This is a genomic window from Streptomyces sp. NPDC102360 (assembly GCF_044766085.1).
Classification (GTDB): Bacteria; Actinomycetota; Actinomycetes; order Streptomycetales; family Streptomycetaceae; genus Streptomyces.
Genome location: NZ_JBIWLG010000002.1, coordinates 867,451 through 887,267, shown reverse-complemented (window position 1 = coordinate 887,267; position 19,817 = coordinate 867,451). Strand labels below are relative to the sequence as shown.

At 68.5% G+C, this 19,817-nt stretch carries 12 protein-coding genes; 11 read left to right on the top strand and 1 reads right to left on the bottom strand.

Translation table 11 applies throughout. The features are described from left to right. Positions 1–14: 14 nt before the first annotated feature. Both ACIRHA_RS13375 and ACIRHA_RS13370 read left to right on the top strand, forming a co-directional pair. Positions 15–2,174: an ATP-binding protein gene (locus ACIRHA_RS13375; protein ID WP_403844001.1), complete on the top strand. Its 2,160-nt coding sequence runs from the start codon at positions 15–17 to the stop codon at positions 2,172–2,174. Then, positions 2,174–3,694: an ABC transporter substrate-binding protein gene (locus ACIRHA_RS13370; protein WP_403843999.1), complete on the top strand. Its 1,521-nt coding sequence runs from the start codon at positions 2,174–2,176 to the stop codon at positions 3,692–3,694. Before ACIRHA_RS13375 ends, ACIRHA_RS13370 begins: the two co-directional genes overlap by 1 nt. 33 nt (positions 3,695–3,727) lie before the next feature. Here ACIRHA_RS13370 and ACIRHA_RS13365 read toward each other — a convergent pair whose 3' ends face one another. Then, a complete protein-coding gene (locus ACIRHA_RS13365) occupies positions 3,728–7,585 on the bottom strand; it encodes a GH92 family glycosyl hydrolase (protein ID WP_403843996.1) in 3,858 nt (1,285 codons plus the stop codon). A 260-nt stretch (positions 7,586–7,845) separates the two neighbouring features. Here ACIRHA_RS13365 and ACIRHA_RS13360 point away from each other — a divergent pair, with 260 nt between their 5' ends. From ACIRHA_RS13360 to dxs, 9 genes are all read left to right on the top strand, one after another. Then, positions 7,846–8,907 carry a PP2C family protein-serine/threonine phosphatase gene (locus ACIRHA_RS13360; RefSeq protein WP_403843993.1) on the top strand — a complete coding sequence of 354 codons (1,062 nt, stop codon included), beginning with the start codon at positions 7,846–7,848 and terminating at the stop codon, positions 8,905–8,907. Between the two features lie 292 nt (positions 8,908–9,199). After that, on the top strand, positions 9,200–10,657 hold the full coding sequence (gene ngcE / locus ACIRHA_RS13355) for an N-acetylglucosamine/diacetylchitobiose ABC transporter substrate-binding protein (protein WP_403843990.1): 1,458 nt from the start codon (positions 9,200–9,202) through the stop codon (positions 10,655–10,657). Between the two features lie 64 nt (positions 10,658–10,721). Then, positions 10,722–11,645, top strand: coding sequence for a carbohydrate ABC transporter permease (locus ACIRHA_RS13350; RefSeq protein WP_403843987.1), 924 nt, complete (start codon positions 10,722–10,724; stop codon positions 11,643–11,645). Positions 11,646–11,647: 2 nt separating this feature from the next. Next, positions 11,648–12,577, top strand: coding sequence for a carbohydrate ABC transporter permease (locus ACIRHA_RS13345; protein ID WP_403843984.1), 930 nt, complete (start codon positions 11,648–11,650; stop codon positions 12,575–12,577). A 197-nt stretch (positions 12,578–12,774) separates the two neighbouring features. Beyond that, a complete protein-coding gene (locus ACIRHA_RS13340) occupies positions 12,775–13,986 on the top strand; it encodes an ROK family transcriptional regulator (protein WP_403843981.1) in 1,212 nt (403 codons plus the stop codon). 133 nt (positions 13,987–14,119) lie between these two features. Next, a complete protein-coding gene (locus tag ACIRHA_RS13335) occupies positions 14,120–15,226 on the top strand; it encodes a sugar ABC transporter substrate-binding protein (protein WP_403844487.1) in 1,107 nt (368 codons plus the stop codon). Positions 15,227–15,429: 203 nt separating this feature from the next. Further along, complete coding sequence (locus ACIRHA_RS13330; protein ID WP_403843978.1) at positions 15,430–16,221, top strand: ATP-binding cassette domain-containing protein; 792 nt, start codon at positions 15,430–15,432, stop codon at positions 16,219–16,221. After that, positions 16,218–17,498 carry a sugar ABC transporter permease gene (locus ACIRHA_RS13325; RefSeq protein ID WP_403843976.1) on the top strand — a complete coding sequence of 427 codons (1,281 nt, stop codon included), beginning with the start codon at positions 16,218–16,220 and terminating at the stop codon, positions 17,496–17,498. Before ACIRHA_RS13330 ends, ACIRHA_RS13325 begins: the two co-directional genes overlap by 4 nt. A 256-nt stretch (positions 17,499–17,754) precedes the next feature. After that, positions 17,755–19,665, top strand: a complete 1,911-nt coding sequence (dxs, locus tag ACIRHA_RS13320; protein WP_403843973.1) for a 1-deoxy-D-xylulose-5-phosphate synthase — start codon at positions 17,755–17,757, stop codon at positions 19,663–19,665. Positions 19,666–19,817: the final 152 nt, after the last annotated feature.

The following is a 19,817-nucleotide window of genomic DNA, read 5'->3' as shown; positions in this document are numbered from 1 at the left end:
CAGGACAGCCGAAGATGGCCAGGCCCAAGGCGCCCTTTCTGTACGGGCGTGAACCCCTGGTGGGATCGCTCGTCCCCTCGCTCACCGGGCTGGCGTTCCACGAACGCGCCCGAGCCAAGCGGGAGTTCGGGACCGACGTGCCCGTCGTGCTGCTCACCGGCGAGCACGGTACCGGACGCAGCGCCCTCCTCGACACCCTCGCCCGCGGCTACCGGGGCCGCTTACCGCTCGCCCACGTACGCGCCGTCGTACCGGGCTCTCCCGTCGCCTCCGGCATCGCCGAGGAGGTCCCCGAGGGCAGCGTGCCGCCGCAGCCCGCCGCGTCGCCCGCCGAGATCCTGGAGCGCCTCGTGTGCGCGCTCACCCCCACGTACGGCATCTTCCGGACGCTGATGCCCGCCCTGTTCTCCGTGTCCGGCTGGCACGTGGGGCAGACGGACGAGCGCGACGAGGTCTGCCGCAGACACGCCCGGCTGCTCCTGGTGAGCGACCTCGCGCGCGGCACCGAGCGCGAGGTCGCCCGCGACTGGGCCACCCAGGTCGAGACCTCGCTCAGCCGGGCCGCCGCCGGCAACAGCGACCCCGACGACCCGGACGGCACACAGCCCGTCACCGCCGCCGTGCTGCGCCAGCTCGCCACCAGGACGTCCCTCGACCACTCCCGCACCTGGTTCCGCAAGCGGCACACCACACCCGACGGCACCATCGCCGAGGAGGACCCGCTGTGGCTGCTGTCCCGCCGCTTCCACCGCGGCGGCGACTACCTGCACGCGGCGGAACAGGCCCTGACCGCCGCCTTCCTGGAGGAGACGGCCCACGCGCACGGACTGGTGCGCCGGCTCAACCGTGAGCCCTGGCCGCTGATCCTGCTCGACGAGGCGCACACCCCCGCGGGCTCCCGCTTCCTCGAACTCCTCCTGGAACAACGGGCCCTGGGGCGGCGCACGTACGACGACCGCACCGTCGTCGTCGCCACCCGCCTCGGTGACCTGCCGCGGGAGGACGCGCCGCACGCCGTGCGCCGGGAACTCGTCGACCTGCTGCCGCCCGGCGGCGTCAGACGCCCCGGACACGCCGCCACCCTGTGGAAGCGGACCGGGCACGAGCCGTCCGAAGGCCTCCTCGTCCTCCCGCTCACCCCGCTGACCAGGGACGACATCCTCTCCATGCTCGACCGCGCGTCCTCGCGCCTGCTCCACCCGCACCTCGCCTCCGCACTCCACGCGCTCACCGGCGGCCACCCCTCGGCCAGCACCGTCCTCGCCGACGCCGCCGTCGAGACCGCCCGGCAGAACCGCACCGTCGCCCCGCGCGACCTGCTCGACCTGCGCGTCGAGGGCGGCCGCGCCGTCACCGAGGTGCTGCTGCGGGACCTGCTGCCCGACCGCAGACAGCGCGACCGCCTCGTCAAGCTCTGCCTCGCCAGGGACTCCAAGGCGGCCGAGGCGCTCGCCCAGGACCTCGGCCTGGTCGGCCCCGAGCAGCTGCCCGCCACGGCCGCGGCGCAGTACCTCGTCGAGCGGAAGTGGCAGGAACTCCCGGGCTCCGACGACCCGCTGGTCACCAGCGGCCTCCTGCGCACCCTCCTCGTCCACGAGGCACGGCGCACCCTGCCGCCGGGCGACGAACCGCACAGCTGGCGCTCCGTGCACGCCTTCCTCCACCTCCACCACGTCCAGCGCGCCGAGACCGAGGAGGCCGACGCTCTGCGCCACAACCTCGCCGCCGGAAACCCGCAGCAGGTCGTCGCGATGCTCGCCGACGAGTTCGACGCGGAGGAGGCCGAACAGAGCGTCGAGCACTGGCTGCTGTGCCTCCAGCGCTGCGCGAGCGCGCCCGTGCCGCCCGCCGACGACACCTGGCGCGACCAGCGCGTCGAGATCGCCGACGGCGAGCACGCGGCCCGCTACGCGCGCCTGGACCCCTCGGGGCGCAGCATCAACCGTCTGCTGCACGCCCTGTGGTACCTCTCCGAGCCGTACGCCGACGCCGCCCTCGACCCGGACGCCGACCGGATGTGCCGGGCCGTGGGGGAGGAGCTGGGCTTCCTCGCGCGCCGCCATCCCACCTGGTACGCGGCGCTCGGCCAGGCGGCCCGCGACTGGCCGACGGCCGCCCGCAAGAGGCAGGAACTGCCCGTTCCCGCAAGCACCAACTCCGGGGAGGGAGGCTGATGTTAGGCAGCAGGATCAGGGAGTGGGGGCCGCTGGACTGGTGCGTCGCCGTGGTGATCGTGCTCGCGCTCGTGGCCGGCGGCATCTACGGCGGATCGAAGCTGCTGCGCAGGTGCGACAACGGGCTGAGCGAGATCGACGGCCAGTGCATCGGCGTCACCACAGAGTCCTTCGAGGCGGACGACGACATCGGCTCGCTCCTCGACGCCATCGCCGACGAGAACCACCGGGTCGCGTCGGAGAGCGGCACGCCCTACGTCCGTATCGCCCTGATGACGGCCTTCACGTCGGGCGACCGGAGCGCCATGACGAGCGACATGATCCGCCGCGCCCTCGCGGGTTCCCTCGCCGCGCTCCAGGAGGCGAACGCCGGGGCGGGCGGCCCGCAGGTCCAGCTGATGCTCGCGCCGATCGGCCAACAGCTCGACCAATGGCGGCCGGTCGTCGAGAAGCTGGACACGCTGGCCGACGACAAGGACCATCCCCTCGTCGGCGTCACCGGCATCCCCAGCAGCCAGACGGACACCCGAAGGGCCCTCGAAGAACTGAGCGCGAGCAAGATCCCCACGGTGGGCCCGGTGATCAACGCCTCGTCGATGAACTTCGACTACTTCTTCAAGACCTCGCCGGACGACAAGCAGTTCGCGAACGCCCTGCGCCACTATCTCGACACCTACCCGCAGGGCAGGAAGAAGGGGCTGCTGCTGCTCGACCGGCACACCGGCGACGTGTACTCGAAGGATCTGACGGACACCCTCGAGAACCGCTTCGGCAAGGACTACGGCCTCACCACCAACCCGTCCCTGTTCACCGGTTCCTCCGGCAGCGACGAGGGCGAGCCGGGCATCTTCTTCGACGCCGTCGGCAAGATCTGCAACCAGGGCACGGACACGGTCTTCTTCGCCGGCCGGGACCAGGATCTCCCGGGCTTCATAGACGCCCTCTCCGACGAGGGGAGCTGCACCCACGGCAAGCCCCTGCGCATCCTGAAGACGGGCATCGGACTCGAACCCACCCTCACCAGGCCGGAGGTCGAGCGCGACCTGAAGAAGGCGAATGCCACGATCGTCGACGCCGCCTCCTTCGACCCGCGCTGGGAGAAGGCGGGCTCCACCGACCGCCCCGCCGGAGTCGACGACTTCCTCGACCGCTTCAACACGCTCAAGACCGCGCACACGCTCGGCGCGAAGCCTCTGGCCGACGGCTACGCGGCCTCGTACTACGACGGCCTGCGGCTGCTCACCGAGGCGATGAAGCGGACCTTCGCCGACATGAACAAGGACTCGGACTCCGAGCAACTGCCCACGCGGCAGGAGCTGTACACGACGCTGTCCCAGTCCACCGTCAACAGCTCGGGCATGCTCCAAGGGGCGACCGGCACGTACGGCTTCGCGGCCCAGGACACCCACAACAGATGGTCCACGTGCAAACCGGTACCCGTCGTGGAGTTCCCGCCCCGACGTCACGACCGGAAACTCTCGCTGTACCGGACCTACGACAACAACGACTGCCCCGGGTGACGTGCCGCGCTCGGCACGCCACCCGGGAAGGCGTCACGACAGCAGCTCCACCTCCGCCACCGTCGCCGCCCCGCCGGTGAACACCAGCCGGTAGTGCTTGTGCGCCGCCGGGGACGGCACGGAGAACGCCCGTGTCTGCTTGTCCCAGTCGAAGGACTCGCCGGAGCGTTCGTCGACGGTCTTCCAGTCCTTCGCGTCGTCCGAGGCCTCAAGGCGCCAGCCCGTCGGCGCCTTCGCCTTGTCCCCCGAAGAGGTCAGCGTGTATTGGACCGCCTTCGCTCCGTCCGCCCCGACCGGAAGCTCCACCGGGGCCGATGAAGTGGCCGACGTGGCGGAGGAGTTGTCGAACAGCGGGCCCGAGCCCGTGATGGCGTCCGAGCGCGGCGAGGGCACCTTGTCGTCGTTCGTGATCGACGTCGGCGCGGCGTCCGCACCCGTGCCCCACTTCGACGGCTTGTCACCCATCGCGAACTCGATGACGCCGCCCTTGGCGATGGCCGAGTGCGGCAGCGAAGTCTTCGTCCACGTACGGCCGTTGACCTTCACCCCCTGCACGTAGATGTTCTTCGCGCTGTTCTTCGGCGCCTTGACGACGAGGTCCTTTCCGCCGTCCAGGTGCAGCGTCATCTTCGTGAACTGCGGGGAACCGATGGCGTATTCACCGCTGCCCATGACCAGCGGGTAGAAGCCCAGCGAGGAGAACAGGTACCAGGCCGACTGCTCGCCGTTGTCCTCGTCGCCGTGGTAGCCCTGCCCGATCTCGCTGCCGTTGTAGAGCCGCGACAGCACCTCGCGGACCTTCTCCTGCGTCTTCCAGGGCTGCCCTGCCGCGTCGTACATGTACGTGACGTGGTGGGCGACCTGGTTCGAGTGGCCGTACATGCCCATGCGCACGTCGCGCGCCTCGGTCATCTCGTGGATGACACCGCCGTACGAGCCCGCGACGTCCTTCGAGCCGGTCTCCGGCGTGTCGAAGTACGTGTCGAGCTTCTTGGCGAGTCCGCCCCGGCCGCCGTACAGATTGGCGAGGCCGCGGCTGTCCTGGACGGCCGTGAAGGCGTAGCCCCAGGCGTTGGTCTCCGTGTAGTCGTAGCCCCAGATCGCCGGGTCGAAGTCCGCCGACTTCACACGCCAGTTGCCGTCCTTGTCCTTGCCCTGGAAGAAGCCCGGACTCGACGCGCCACCGGCCGCCTTGTCGTCGAACATGTTGACGTAGTCACGGGCGCGGTTGAGGAAGTACTCCGACTCCTCCTTGTAGTGCTTCTTGCCGGTCTTCTTGTAGAGCTTTTGGCCCATCTCCGCGATGCCGTAGTCGTTGAGGTATCCCTCCAGCGCCCACGACATGCCCTCGTGCGTCTCCGACGACGTGTAGCCGAGGAACGGGGACGTCTCCATGCCCTTGCGGCCGACGCCCGCCTGTGGCGCCACCACGGTCGCGTTCTTCACGGCCGCCTTGTACGCCGACTCGACGTCGAAGTCGTCGACACCCTTCACGTACGCGTCCGCGAACGCCACATCCGACGACGTGCCGGTCATCAGGTCCGCGTAGCCCGGCGACGACCAGCGGGAGGTCCAGCCGCCGTCCCGGTACTGCTGCACGAACCCGTCGACCAGCTCACCCGCCTTCTTCGGCGTCAGTAGCGAGTAGGCGGGCCAGGTCGTGCGGTACGTGTCCCAGAAGCCGTTGTTGACGTACGGCTTGCCCTCGACGATCTTCGCGCCGGTGTGGGTCGGGGTGTCCGGGTTCGGCATGGGGGAGAAGGGCGACGCGTACTTGTACGTCGCCTTGCCGCCCCCGCCCTGCGAACGGACCTTCTCGAAGCCCGAGTTGGGGTACAGGTACAGCCGGTACAGCGAGGAGTAGAGGCTGGTGCGCTGGTCGTCCGTCGCGCCCTCGACCTCCACCTTCTTCATCAGCGTGTCCCACTGGGCGCGCGCCGCGTCCCGTACGTCGCTGAAGGAGCGCTTCGCCGGGAGTTCCTGGGCCAGGTTGTCCTTGGCCTGGTCGAGGCCGATGAGGGACGTCGCGAGGCGCAGCGTCACCGTGCGGTCCTTGCCCGCGTCGAACGTGAAGTGGCCCTTCACGCCCGACGAGTCGGCGTCCTTCACCGGCTTGTCGAAGACCCCGTAGACGAACAGCCGCGTCGCGCCCGCAGACAGACCGGACTTGACGTCCGAGTAGCCGGTGACGACCCCGTTCTCCTTGTCGAGCGTGAGGCCGCCCTGGTCGGAGACGTTGTCGAAGACCACGCTCGCGTCGTCGTCGGGGTAGCTGAAGCGGAGCGCCGCCGCGTGATCGGTCGGCGTCATCTCCGCCTTCACGCCGTTCTGGAACGTCACGCCGTAGTACGACGGGGTCGCCGTCTCGTCGTCGTGCTTGAACGGAAGCGCGCGCCCCGAGCGTGACGTGTCCACCGTCTTGGCGGCCGACGGCATCACCTGGAACGTCTGCCGGTCACCCATCCACGGGCTCGGCTCGTGGCTCGCCGCGAACGCCTCCATCGTGGGCAGGTTGTCCGCGTTGTTGTCGCGCGCGTAGTCGTACAGCCAGCTCAGCGAGCCCGCGTTGGTCACCGGGGTCCAGAAGTTGAAACCGTGCGGTACGGCGGTCGCCGGGAAGGTGTTGCCGCGCGAGAAGTTCCCGGTGGAGTTGGTGCCGCGGGTCGTCGACGCGTAGTCGCTCAGGTGCGCCTTCGGCTTGGCCGGCCGCGCCTTCGCGATGCTGAGATCGTCCAGCCACCCGCGGAACTTCGTGGGCCCCTTGGGGGAGTCGTACGCGACGAGCACCCGGTCGACCGTCTTTCCGGCGGCCACAGACCCGATTCCGGACTTCACGGCGTTCCACTGGTTCACGTACAGCCGCTTGGCCGCGCCCTGCCCCTGCGGGGTCAGCGCCCCGCCGTAGGAGTCGACGGCCTTGAGGTCGCTCAGGTACGTGCCGTCGGTGAAGGCGAGGTCGACGGAGACGTTCGTGGCGTCGTAGTCGCGGTCGCCGTCCGCCATCGACGGGAAGATCTTGTACGCGAGCTCGGTGTCCTTGGCCACCGCCACATCGACGTCGAAGACCTTGTTGTACGAGTACGCCCGGCCGTCGCCCTTGTGCGTGCCCGCGTAGCGCAGCGCGCGCGTGCCGGTGAAGCCGACGCCCGCCTTGGCGGTGGGCGAGGCGGTGGGGCCGCGGTCCACCAGTGAGAGCATGTCCTCGGGGGCCGGGGCGGAGTCCTCGCCGGTCGAGAGCTGGAAGTCGGAGAGCTGCGTCGCGTCGCTCGCGCCGTTGTTCTTCGTGAACTCGATACGGAAGTGGGAGTACTCCGCCGGGCTCTGAATGTCGTACGGCTTCAGCTGCTGGCGCTTGTCGAACGTCTCGCCGGAGCGGGAGTCGAGCGTCTTCCACTCCTTGCCGTCCGCCGACCCCTTGAGGGTCCAGTCCTTCGGGTCGCGCTCGTCGTGGTCGTTGCCCGACGTGAGCGCGTACTTGGAGATCTTGACCGGCTCGTCGAGGTCGTACTCGACCCAGGCGGTCGGCGTGAAGGCCAGCCACTTGGTCGTCGGCTCGCCGTCGACGAGGTTCTCCTTGGTCTCACCGCCGCCCGCGTTCTCGTCGCTCGCGCGGACGTCGGTGACATGGCCGTTCACATTGCCCGGCATGCCGCTGCTGTACGCGCCGTCCACGCCGCTCGCCCGCTTCTTGCCGGCGGCGTCGGTGTCGACGGTGTTCAGCCAGTCGGGGACGGGCTGCCCTGCCTCGAAGGAGGAGCGGAACTCCGCCTTCCCTTCGGCGGCTTGGGCGGCGGTGGCGGGTCCGAGACCCTGGCCTGCCGCCGTGAGCACAAGTGCGGCCGCGGCGAACGCGGCCACCGTCCCGAGTCTGTGTCTGGATCTGCCTCGCATAAAGGGGCTCACCCTCCGGCTACTGGACAACGTTGTCAGTTGCTGAGCAAGGTCCAGTAGGGGCTCAAGTGCCCAGTGGTGTCAAGGGTATTGGGTCCTTTGGGCGGCCCGGATCGAGAGGGTGACTCCGACACGCCGTGTGCGCCCCTCCCGACGGGCTGTGATCGCCCGACGGCCTGGGCGAATCACCCATGTACAGTGGCAAATCTTGGCAAAAGATCCCATTTCATCCCTTTTGCATAAAGGCCCCAGGAGGTGGCATGCGCGCTCCCGTGTTCCCCGCGTGGCCCACCGCGCTCTGCCCCGGCCTCGTCGCCGCGGCCGGTGTCGCGGTGCTCGACGTGGTGCTCGGCGCGGAGGTCGGGCTGCTGCCCCTGTTCGCGGTCGGTCCCGCGCTCACCGCCTGCTGCTCGCCGGCCCGCCGGGTCGTCACCTGCGGCTTCGTCTCGCTCCTGCTGTGCGCCGCCGTGGCCGTGTACGACGACCTGCTCTTCACCCGGCGCGGCGTGGTGGCCCTGATCAGCGTGGCCGCGGTGACGGCGGCCTCCGCCGTCGCCGCGCACGCGCGCGTGCAGCACGAGCGGCGGGCCACCCGGCACCGACTGATCTCCGAGTTCGTGCAGAGCGTCATCCTCGCCCCGGTGCCCCAGGACACCGCCCCCGCCCGGGTCGCCGCCTCCTACGTCTCGGCGGCCGAAGACGCCCGGATCGGCGGCGACTTCTACGAGGTGGTCCCCGCGCGCGGAAACGTCCGCGTCGTCATCGGCGACGTACAGGGCAAAGGACTCGGCGCCGTGCGCACGGCCACCGTCATGCTCAGCGCCTTCCGCATGAGCGCCCACGACGCCGACGATCTGGCCGAGGTCGCCGGCAAGATGTCGGGCGCGCTGGGCCGCAGGGGCGTGGACGAGCAGTTCGTCACCGCGGTCCTCGCCGAACTCGACCCGGCGGGCCGGCTCACGCTGCTCTCCTTCGGGCACCCGCCGCCGCTCGTCGTGCGGGCCGACGGCAGTCATGAGCTCGCCCACCCGCCGAGCCCCGCCCTCCCCTTTGGCCTGGACTGGCTGGAGCAGGACCCGCCGGAGCCGAGCCGCGTCGCCCTGGCCGACGGCGACCGCGTGCTGCTCTACACCGACGGGCTCGCCGAGGCCCGGAACGCGGAGGACGCCTTCTACCCGCTCGTCCAGCGCGTCGCGCTGCTGCGCGGCGATTCCCTCGACGACTGCCTGGTGCGGTTGCGCACGGATGTGCACGTGCACACGAACTCCGGGGTCGACGACGATTCCGCCCTGCTGCTCATGGAATACGGCGCCGCGAAGTAAGCGGCCCGAGCCATTCCGCTACACCCTTTGTAGACAAGGCAGTTGGAAAGATCGGTTCGTCGCTGGTGCGCCGTATTTCCGGGAGGTCTCAACTCGGAAAAGACCGATGCCCAAACCTGCATTCGATCTTGCCCCCCTCACGGGGAGTGGACTATACCTGTCGCCACCGCCCCGGCCCGTTGAGATCCGGGCGGGCACCACCCAGCTCCACCTGCGTTACGCAGCACATCACCGCGGTGCCGGGGAGGATCCGGTTCACCGCCTGAGTCCTGGAGAAGGCGAGGACTTGAGCATGGGATCCACTTCCGAGCAGAACACGCAGAACACCAACGGTGGCGTCGGCCGCCGCAGCCTGATCAAGCGTTCCGCGGCACTCGGCCTGCTGTCCGTACCGGCCATGGGCATGCTCTCCGCGTGCGCCAGCGGCAGCGACGACTCGGACAAGAAGGCCAAGGGCGGCAAGAAGTCCGCGAAGAACCCGCTGGGTGTCAACGAGAGCGCGGCGCTCTCCGTGGTCATCTTCGACGGCGGTTTCGGCACGCAGTACGCCAAGGACGCCAACAAGATGTACGAGACGGCGCACCCGAAGGCGAAGGTCAACTTCCACTCGACGCAGAAGATCCAGTCGGAGCTTCAGCCGAAGTTCAACGGCGGCACCCCGCCGGACCTCATCGACAACTCCGGTGCCGAGCAGATGGACATGGGCGTCCTCTTCTCGAAGAAGCAGCTCACCGACCTGACGCCGCTGCTCGACGCCCCGTCCGTGGACGACCCGAGCAAGAAGTTCCGCGACACGCTGCGCCCCGGCGTCGTCGAGATGGGCCAGTTCGAGGGCAAGCAGTGCGTCGTGATGTACATGGCGTACACCGTGTACGGCGTCTGGTACTCGAAGAAGGCGCTCGACGGGCTCGACGCGGAGTACCCGCAGACCTGGGACGACATGCTCGCCGTCTGCGCGAAGGCGAAGAAGAAGGGCATGGCCGGCTGGACGTACGCCGGCAAGTACCCGTACTACCTGCCGTTCTCGCTCTACCCGTTCATCGGCAAGATCGGCGGCCGCGAGGTCCTCGACAAGATCGACAACCTGGAGCCGAACGCCTGGAAGGACCCGGCCGTCAAGGCCGCCTTCGAGGCGTACTACGAGCTCTACAAGAAGGGCTACATCCTCAAGGGCACGCCCGGCATCGACCACATCCAGTCGCAGACCGCGTGGGCCAAGGGCAAGGCGCTGTTCCTTCCCAACGGGTCCTGGGTGGAGAACGAGTCGGCGAGCGTCATCCCCAAGGACTTCGAGCTCACCGTCAGCGCGCCGTCCGGCCTCGACAAGAGCGACAAGATGCCGTTCGGCACCATCTGGGCGGCCGGCTCCGAGCCGTACATCGTCCCGGCGAACGCGAAGAACGCCGAGGGCGGCATGGAGCAGCTGCGCATCATGCTCAGCGAGAAGTCCTCGCAGAACACCACGAAGCTCGTGAAGTCGCTGACCGCTTACAACGGCGGCACGGAGGGCATCAAGCTGACGTCGGGCACGGAGTCGGCGAACGCCGCGCTCGAACTGGCCAAGGACAACGTGGTCAACCCGCGGATGCAGGACTGGTACGCCAAGCTCCAGAAGGAGCAGATCGGCGTCTCGTGTCTGGGCGAGATGATGGCGGGCCGCATGACCCCGGCCGAAGCCATCAAGAAGATCCAGGCCTTCGCGGACGCGACGGCCAAGGACTCGTCCATCAAGCACTACAAGCACCAGTAGCGGCACGGCTCGTGCGCTCTCGTCACCAGCGGCGGCACCCGCGAACCGAACGGGGTCGGTAAAAATGCAACACGGCAAGTACCGCTTCATTGTGGGGTTCTTGGTGGCCCCTCTCGCGCTGTACGCCATCTTCGTCATCTGGCCGTTCATCCAGGCGATCTACTACTCGTTCACCGACTGGACCGGACTGAGCCCGGATTTCAAGATGGTGGGCTTCGCGAACTACAAGAGGATGTTCGAGGACGACGTCTTCTGGAAGTCGCTCCAACACAGCCTCATGTTCGTGGTGCTGCTGCCGCTGGTGACGCTCGGCCTCGCGCTGTTCTTCTCCTTCATGATCAATGTGGGGGGACGGCACAGAAAGGGCGCCGCCGTCTCGGGCGTGCGCGGGTCGGGCTTCTACAAGATCGCGTACTTCTTCCCGCAGGTCCTGTCGATCGCGATCGTCGCGATCCTCTTCCGGTTCGCGTACAGCCCCAACGACGGCGCGATCAACGGGGCGCTCCGAGCGATCGGCCTCGACTCGATCGCGCAGGACTGGCTGGGCGACCCGAACGTCGCCATGTGGTCCATCATGGCCGTCCTCGTGTGGAGCACGGTCGGGTTCTTCGTGGTCCTGTTCTCGGCGGGCATGGCGTCCATCCCGAAGGACTTCTACGAGGCGGCGCTGCTCGACGGCGCCGGCCGGGCCACCACCTTCTTCAAGATCACGATGCCCCTGCTGTGGGACACCATCCAGTCCGGCTGGATCTACATGGGCATCCTGGCCCTCGGCGCCGAGGCCTTCGCCTCGGTCCAGATCATGTCGGTGGGCCCCGGCGGTCCCGCCTACTCGACGACCGTCCTTCCCCTGTACGTGTGGCAATCGGCGTTCCGTGACGCGAACGCCGCCTACGCAACGACGATCGGTGTCGCCCTGCTCGTCCTCACGCTGCTGTTCGCGGCCGTCGTGATGCGCCTCGGTCGACGCGAGCGGCTGGAGTACTGACCATGAAGACCACCGACACTCCGCCGTCCGAGGTCCCGGCCCAGCGCGGCAGCGGCGACCCGGTCACCAAGACGAAGTCGCCCGAGGACAAGAAGCTGAAGAGCAGCGAGGGCGGCGTCCTCAACGTCTTCTCGCACGGCATGCTCATCCTCTGGGCGATCCTGGTCGTGATGCCGCTGCTGTGGGCGGTGATGACGTCCTTCAAGACCGACGGCGACATCTTCGGATCGCCCTGGTCGCTGCCGGACAAGCTGCACTTCGAGAACTGGTCGCGGGCGTGGTCCGACGCCCACATGAGCGACTACTTCCTCAACACCATTGTCGTCGTGGCCTGTTCACTCGTGGGCACGCTCGTACTCGGCTCGATGGTCGCGTACGTGCTCGCCCGCTTCGAGTTCCCTGGGCGCCGCTTCATCTACTTCCTGTTCGTCGGCGGCATGAGCTTCCCGATCATCCTGGCGCTCGTGCCGCTGTTCTTCGTCATGAAGAACCTGGCCCTGCTGAACACGATCCAGGGCCTCGTCCTCGCCTACATCGCGTACTCGCTGCCGTTCACGGTGTTCTTCCTCACGTCGTTCTTCCGTACGCTGCCGAGCTCGATCGCGGAGGCGGCGTTCGTCGACGGGGCCTCGCACACCCGGACGTTCTTCCAGATCATGCTGCCGATGGCCAAGCCCGGCCTGATCAGCGTGGGCATCTTCAACTTCCTCGGCCAGTGGAACCAGTACATGATCCCGACGGTCCTCAATCCGGACCCCGACAAGCGCGTCCTCGCCCAGGGCCTCGTCGAGCTCGCCACGAGCCAGGGTTACAAGGGCGACTGGTCGGGCCTCTTCGCGGGCCTGGTGATGGCGATGCTGCCGGTGCTGGCGGCGTACATCATCTTCCAGCGACAGGTCGTTCAGGGGTTGACAGCGGGGGCACTGAAGTAACCGCCTGAATTCTCGTACGACGAGGGGTCCGGTCCCGGGGCAAAACCCCCCGGGGCCGGACTTCTACGCGTTTCCGAGGGAACGGATTGGTGTCAAGGGCTTGACGCCGGAGACACCTTCAGCGGAGCTTGGAGTTCATAACTTGTACAAGGTCCGGTCACACTGGGTGACGCGGATCAAGGGATAAGGGTGGGTCAATGGAGACTCCGGGGTCGCAGTCCTCGCTGCACCGGGCCAATCTGGAGCGGGTCGTACGCGCCGTACGGCTTGCCGGTTCGCTCACGCAGGCCGAGATCGCGAGGACGACGGGCCTGTCCGCCGCGACGGTCTCCAACATCGTCCGGGAGCTCAAGGACGGCGGAACCGTCGAGGTCACGCCCACATCGGCCGGCGGCCGCAGGGCCCGCAGCGTCTCCCTCAGCGGCGACGCCGGCATCGTGATCGGCGTCGACTTCGGCCACACCCACCTGCGCGTGGCGGTCGGCAACCTCGCCCACCAGGTGCTCGCCGAGGAGTCCGAGCCGCTCGACGTGGACGCCTCCGCCGCGCAGGGCTTCGACCGGGCCGAAGAGCTGGTCGAGCGCCTCATCGTGGCCACCGGCGTGGACCGCGCGAAGGTCGCCGGTGTCGGGCTCGGCGTGCCGGGCCCCATCGACGTGGAGAGCGGCACGCTGGGCTCCACCTCGATCCTGCCGGGCTGGTCCGGCACCAAGCCCGCCGAGGAGCTGGCCCGGCGCCTGGGCGTCCCCGTGCACGTCGACAACGACGCCAACCTCGGCGCGCTCGGCGAGCTGGTGTGGGGCAGCGGCCGGGGCGTGAAGGACCTCGCGTACATCAAGGTGGCCAGCGGTGTCGGCGCGGGCCTCGTGATCAGCGGGAAGATCTACCGCGGGCCCGGCGGCACGGCGGGGGAGATCGGGCACATCACGCTCGACGAGTCGGGGCCCGTGTGCCGCTGCGGCAACCGCGGCTGCCTGGAGACCTTCACCGCCGCCCGCTACGTGCTGCCGCTGCTCCAGTCCAGCCACGGCACCGATCTCACGATGGAGAAGGTCGTGCGGCTCGCGCGCGACGGGGACCCGGGCTGCCGCCGCGTCGTCGCGGACGTGGGCCGGCACATCGGCTCCGGGGTCGCGAACCTGTGCAATCTGCTGAACCCCAGCCGGGTCGTCCTCGGCGGCGATCTGGCGGAGGCCGGGGAGCTGGTCCTGGGGCCCATCAGGGAGTCCGTGGGGCGCTACGCGATCCCCAGCGCCGGACGCCAACTCTCGGTCCTCCCAGGGGCCTTGGGCGGCCGCGCGGAGGTGCTCGGGGCGCTCGCCCTCGCACTCAGCGAAATGGGCGATTCGATGCTTTTGGACGGGTCCGGTGCAGGCGCTGTGCCCGCATCCACACCTGCCTTCACTTAGAGAACGCATGACACCGTTGCCAACCCGTTAAGGATTTACTCCTTGACGCCGTGGTTGCGGCCGAGTTGACTTCCAGCCACCTCGGCCGCAACGACGCGGCCTCGTCAGGGAGGTTTCTGAAGTGAACACGCGTATGCGTCGTGCCGCCGTTGCGTTCTGTGCCACCGCCATGGCCGTGTCCCTCGCTGCCTGTGGCAGCGCCAAGGAGTCCGGCGACGAAGCCACCAAGTCCGAAGGCAAGAAGACCGACGCGCTGAAGATAGGTCTGCTCCTTCCGGAGAACCAGACCGCGCGTTACGAGAAGTTCGACAAGCCCATCATCGAGCAGCAGGTCAAGAAGCTGACGAATGGCAAGGGCAAGGTCCAGTACCTCAACGCCAAGCAGGACGCGTCCGTCCAGTCGCAGCAGATCGACACGATGATCACCAACAAGGTGGACGTGCTGATCCTCGACTCGGTCGACTCCAAGGCCGTCGCCAACGGCGTGAAGAAGGCCAAGGACGCGGACATCCCCGTCGTCGCCTACGACCGCCTGGCCGAGGGCCCGATCTCCGCCTACACCTCGTTCGACAACGAGGAGGTCGGCAAGGAGCAGGGCAAGGCGCTGCTGAAGGCCCTGGGCGACAAGGCCAAGCCGAGCAACGAGATCGTGATGATGAACGGGGCCGCCACGGACCCGAACGCCGGCGACTTCAAGAAGGGCGCCCACTCCGTCCTCGACGGCAAGGTGAAGGTCGCCAAGGAGTACGACACCAAGGAGTGGAAGCCGGAGAACGCCAACACCAACATGGAAGGCGCCATCTCCGCCATCGGCAAGGACAAGATCGTCGGCGTCTACTCCGCCAACGACGGCCTCGCGGGCGGCATCATCACCGCGCTCAAGGGCGCGGGCGTCTCGAAGCTTCCCCCGGTCACCGGCCAGGACGCCGAACTCGCGGGCGTGCAGCGGATCGTGACGGGCGACCAGTACATGTCGGTCTTCAAGTCCTACCCGCAGGAGGCCGAGACCGTCGCCAAGATGGCCGTCTCGATCGCCAAGGACGGCAAGCTCGACAGCTCCCTGAAGACCACCAAGGTCGACAGCGGCACCGAGCAGGGCATCCCCTCCGTGATCGTCCCGATCGTGTCGCTGACCCAGGACAACATCCAGGACACGGTCATCAAGGAGGGTTACTACACGGTCAACGACATCTGCACGGCCAAGTACAAGAAGGCCTGCGACAAGATCGGCCTGAAGTAACCCGGTAGTTCCGGTAGTTCCAGTAGTTCCGGGAGCTCGAAGCAGCTCCCGCCGCGGCCCTGACGGGCCCCTGATGCACGTCCGGCGCCCCGCCGCCAACAGCCCCGCAAGCTCAACGGCGGGGCGTCGGACGGAACACCAACACCCCCCTCATTCTTCTGAGTGCAACCTCCCGCCGGGCCATGCCTTTGGCGGTGAAGGAGATGGTTCACGTGTCCGCTACGCCCGTGCTGGCGTTGCGCGGGGTCTCCAAGCGATTCGGTGCCGTGCAGGCGCTCACCGACGTAGAGCTTGAAGTCCACGCCGGTGAGGTGGTCGCCCTGGTCGGCGACAACGGTGCCGGAAAGTCCACCCTGGTCAAGACGATCGCCGGCGTGCACCCCATCGATGACGGTGTCATCGAGTGGAACGGCAAGGCCGTCGCCGTCAACCGGCCGCACGATGCCCAGGACCTGGGCATCGCGACCGTCTATCAGGACCTCTCGCTGTGCGACAACATCGATGTCGTCGGCAACCTGTTCCTGGGGCGCGAGATCAAGAAGCGCGGCATCCTCGACGAGGTCGAGATGGAGCGCCGCTCCCAGGAGCTGCTCGAGACCCTGTCGATCCGGATACCCAGCGTGCGGATCCCGGTCGCCTCGCTCTCCGGCGGCCAGCGCCAGGTCGTGGCGATCGCCCGCTCCATGCTCGGCGAGCCCAAGCTGGTGATCCTCGACGAGCCGACCGCCGCCCTCGGCGTCGAGCAGACCGCGCAGGTCCTCGACCTCGTCGAGCGGCTGCGCGAGCGCGGCCACGCGGTCATCCTCATCAGCCACAACATGGCCGATGTGAAGGCCGTCGCCGACAAGGTCGGCGTGCTCCGACTCGGCCGCAACAACGGCGTGTTCGACGTCAAGAGCACGTCCCAGGAAGAGATCATCTCCGCCATCACCGGCGCCACGGACAACGCCGTGACCCGACGTGCGGCGCGCGCGAACGGGGAGGCTCAGAAGTGAGCATCGACAAGACCAAGGCGCCCGTGGACGAACCGGGCGTGGCCGCCGGCGCCGCCGTGGCCGCCGTCGACCCCCGCCTCCTCGTGCGCGAGCAGGGCTTCGCGGGCTACATCGGCGAGTTCAAGCGCAAGATCAAGGGCGGTGACCTCGGCGCCATCCCGGTCGTCATCGGCCTGATCGTCATCTGCGCGATCTTCCAGAGCCTGAACTCGGCGTTCCTGGGCGCGGAGAACGTCAACAACATCTTCGTCGCGATGGTCGCCACCGGCATGATGTCCGTCGGCATCGTCTTCGTGCTGATGCTCGGCGAGATCGACCTGTCGGTCGGCTCCGTGTCCGGTGTCTCCTCGGCGATCACCGCGGTGCTGAGCGTCACGCACGGTATGAACGAGTGGCTCGCCGTCCTGGTCTCACTGGCCGCGGGCGCGCTCATCGGCGCCCTGCACGGCTTCTTCTTCGCCCGGCTCGGCGCCCCCGCGTTCGCCGTCACGCTGGCGGGCCTGCTGTTCTGGAACGGCTTCATGCTCCAGATCCTGGGCTCCAACGGCACCATCAACATCGACAGCGACGGCGTGGTCGGCAAGCTCACCACGTACTACTTCTCGAACGTCGCCGCCGCCTACGGCCTCGCCGTCATCGCGGTCCTCGCCTACTTCGTGCCGACCTTCCTCGGCAACCGGCGCCGCGAGGCCGCGGGCATCCCGTCCCGGCCGCTCAGCGACATCGTGCTGCGCACGGTGCTGCTCGCGATCGCGCTCTTCGGGGTGGCGGTCATCTTCAACCAGTACAAGGGCCTGCCGCTCGCGGTGCTGCTGTTCGGCATCGTGCTCGTCGGTACGGACTTCCTCCTCCGCCGTACTTCGTACGGCCGTAAGGTCAACGCGCTCGGCGGCAGCGTCGAGGCCTCCCGGCGTGCCGGTATCAACGTCACGGCGATCCGGATCTCGGTCTTCTCCCTCGCGGGTCTGTTCGCGGCGGTCGGCGGCCTCTTCTGGGCCTCCAAGATCGCGGCGGCCAACCAGAGCGCCGGCGCCGGTGACCTCCTGATGAACGTCATCGCCGCGGCCGTCATCGGCGGCACCAGCCTCTTCGGTGGCCGGGGCCGCACCTGGAACGCGCTGCTCGGTGTGCTGGTGATCACGTCGATCCAGTACGGCCTCGCGCTCGAGGGCATCGCCACCCCGATCCAGTACATGATCACCGGCGGCGTGCTCCTCGCCACGGTCGTCATCGACTCGGTCACCCGTAAGACCCAGAAGACGGCCGGCCGCGCCTGACCGCTGCCTCGGCCCCTCTGGCCTCGACCGACTGTGCCCGGCGCCAATGGTGACGCCGGGCACAGTCACGCGTACGTCCTGCGTACGCGCCGGGCGCCTGGTTCCGTTTCGTGACGAGGGCGTGACGAGGAACGCACAGCCCGCACGCCGTGGCGCGCAGGGGAACATTAGAATCGACAGGCCCGGCAAGCTCGACAGCTCAACCAGCTACTCACCGCTCAACCAGCTACTCACAGCTCAACGCAAGGAGGCACGGGTGCCGCTGCTGACCCGCATCACGGGACCGCGCGATCTGGACCGGCTCAGCCTGGAGCAGCTGGACCAGCTGGCAGGCGAGATCCGGACCTTTCTCGTCGACGCGGTCTCCAAGACCGGCGGCCACCTCGGCCCGAACCTCGGCGTCGTCGAGCTGACGATCGCCCTGCACCGCGTCTTCGAGTCCCCCCAGGACAAGGTCCTGTGGGACACCGGCCACCAGTCGTACGTGCACAAGCTGCTCACCGGCCGCAAGGACTTCTCCAAGCTGAAGATGAAGGGCGGCCTCTCCGGCTACCCCTCGCAGGCCGAGTCCGAGCACGACGTGATCGAGAACAGCCACGCCTCCACCGTCCTCGGCTGGGCCGACGGCCTGGCGAAGGCGAACGAGATCCAGGACCGCGGCGACCACGTCGTCGCGGTGATCGGCGACGGCGCCCTCACCGGCGGCATGGCCTGGGAGGCGCTGAACAACATCGCCGCCGCCAAGGACCGCCCCCTCGTCATCGTGGTCAACGACAACGAGCGCTCCTACGCGCCGACCATCGGCGGCCTCGCCAACCACCTGGCGACCCTGCGGACCACGGACGGCTACGAGCGCTTCCTGGCCCGCGGCAAGGACCTCCTGGAGCGCACCCCGGTCGTCGGCAAGCCCCTCTACGAGACGCTGCACGGCGCGAAGAAGGGCCTCAAGGACTTCATCGCCCCGCAGGGCATGTTCGAGGACCTCGGCCTCAAGTACGTCGGCCCCATCGACGGCCACGACATGGAGGCCTTGGAGTCCGCGCTCACCCGCGCCAAGCGCTTCGGCGGCCCGGTCATCGTGCACTGCCTCACCGAGAAGGGCCGCGGCTACAAGCCCGCCCTCCAGGACGAGGCCGACCGCTTCCACGGCATCGGCCCCATCCACCCCGACACCGGCCTCCCGATCAAGGCCTCCGGCGCCGACTGGACCTCCGTGTTCGGCGACGAGATGGTCAAGCTCGGCCGCGAGCGCGAGGACATCGTGGCGATCACCGCCGCGATGCTCCAGCCGGTCGGCCTGAAAAAGTTCGCCGAGGAATTCCCCGAGCGGGTCTACGACGTCGGCATCGCCGAGCAGCACGCGGCGACCAGCGCGGCGGGCCTCGCGACGGGCGGCCTGCACCCGGTCTTCGCCGTCTACGCGACGTTCCTCAACCGCGCCTTCGACCAGCTCCTGATGGACGTCGCCCTGCACAAGTGCGGGGTCACCTTCGTCCTGGACCGGGCGGGCATCACCGGCACGGACGGCGCCTCGCACAACGGCATGTGGGACATGTCTTTGTTGCAGGTCGTCCCCGGCGTCCGGATCGCCGCCCCGCGCGACGCCGACCAGGTCCGCGCCCAGCTGCGCGAGGCGGTCCAGGTCGACGACGCCCCCACCGTCGTCCGCTACTCCAAGGGCGCGGTCGGCCCGGCCGTCGAGGCGGTCGGCAAGGTCGGCGGCATGGACGTGCTGCGCGAGCCGGGTTCGGACCGTCCGGACGTCCTCCTGGTCTCGGTCGGCGCCCTCGCCCCGATGTGCCTGGAGATCGCCGACCTCCTCGACAAGCAGGGCATCACGACGACCGTCGTCGACCCCCGCTGGGTCAAGCCGGTCGACGAGGCGATGGCGCCGCTGGCCGAGCGCCACCGCGTGGTCGTCACGGTCGAGGACAACTCCCGGGTGGGCGGCGTCGGTTCGTCGATCGCGCAGGCGCTGCGTGACGCGGGCGTCGACGTTCCGCTGCGGGACTTCGGCATCCCGCCGCGCTTCCTGGAGCACGCCTCCCGCAAGGAGATCATGGCCGAGATCGGCCTCACGGCCCCGGACATCGCCCGCCAGGTCACGGGCCTCGTCTCCAAGCTGGACGGCTCCGCCGAACGCGAGGTCGAGGTCGCCCGCGACTGAGCCAATTAAGCCCGTCGGGCGGGCAAACCAAGCCCGTCCGGCGATTGAGGACATCTTTTGATCCGGCGGGCCGGGGCTGAGGCCGCGGGGCTCCGCCCCGGACCCCGCTGCTCAATCGCCGCAGGGGCTTGAATGGCCCGCTGCTCAATCGC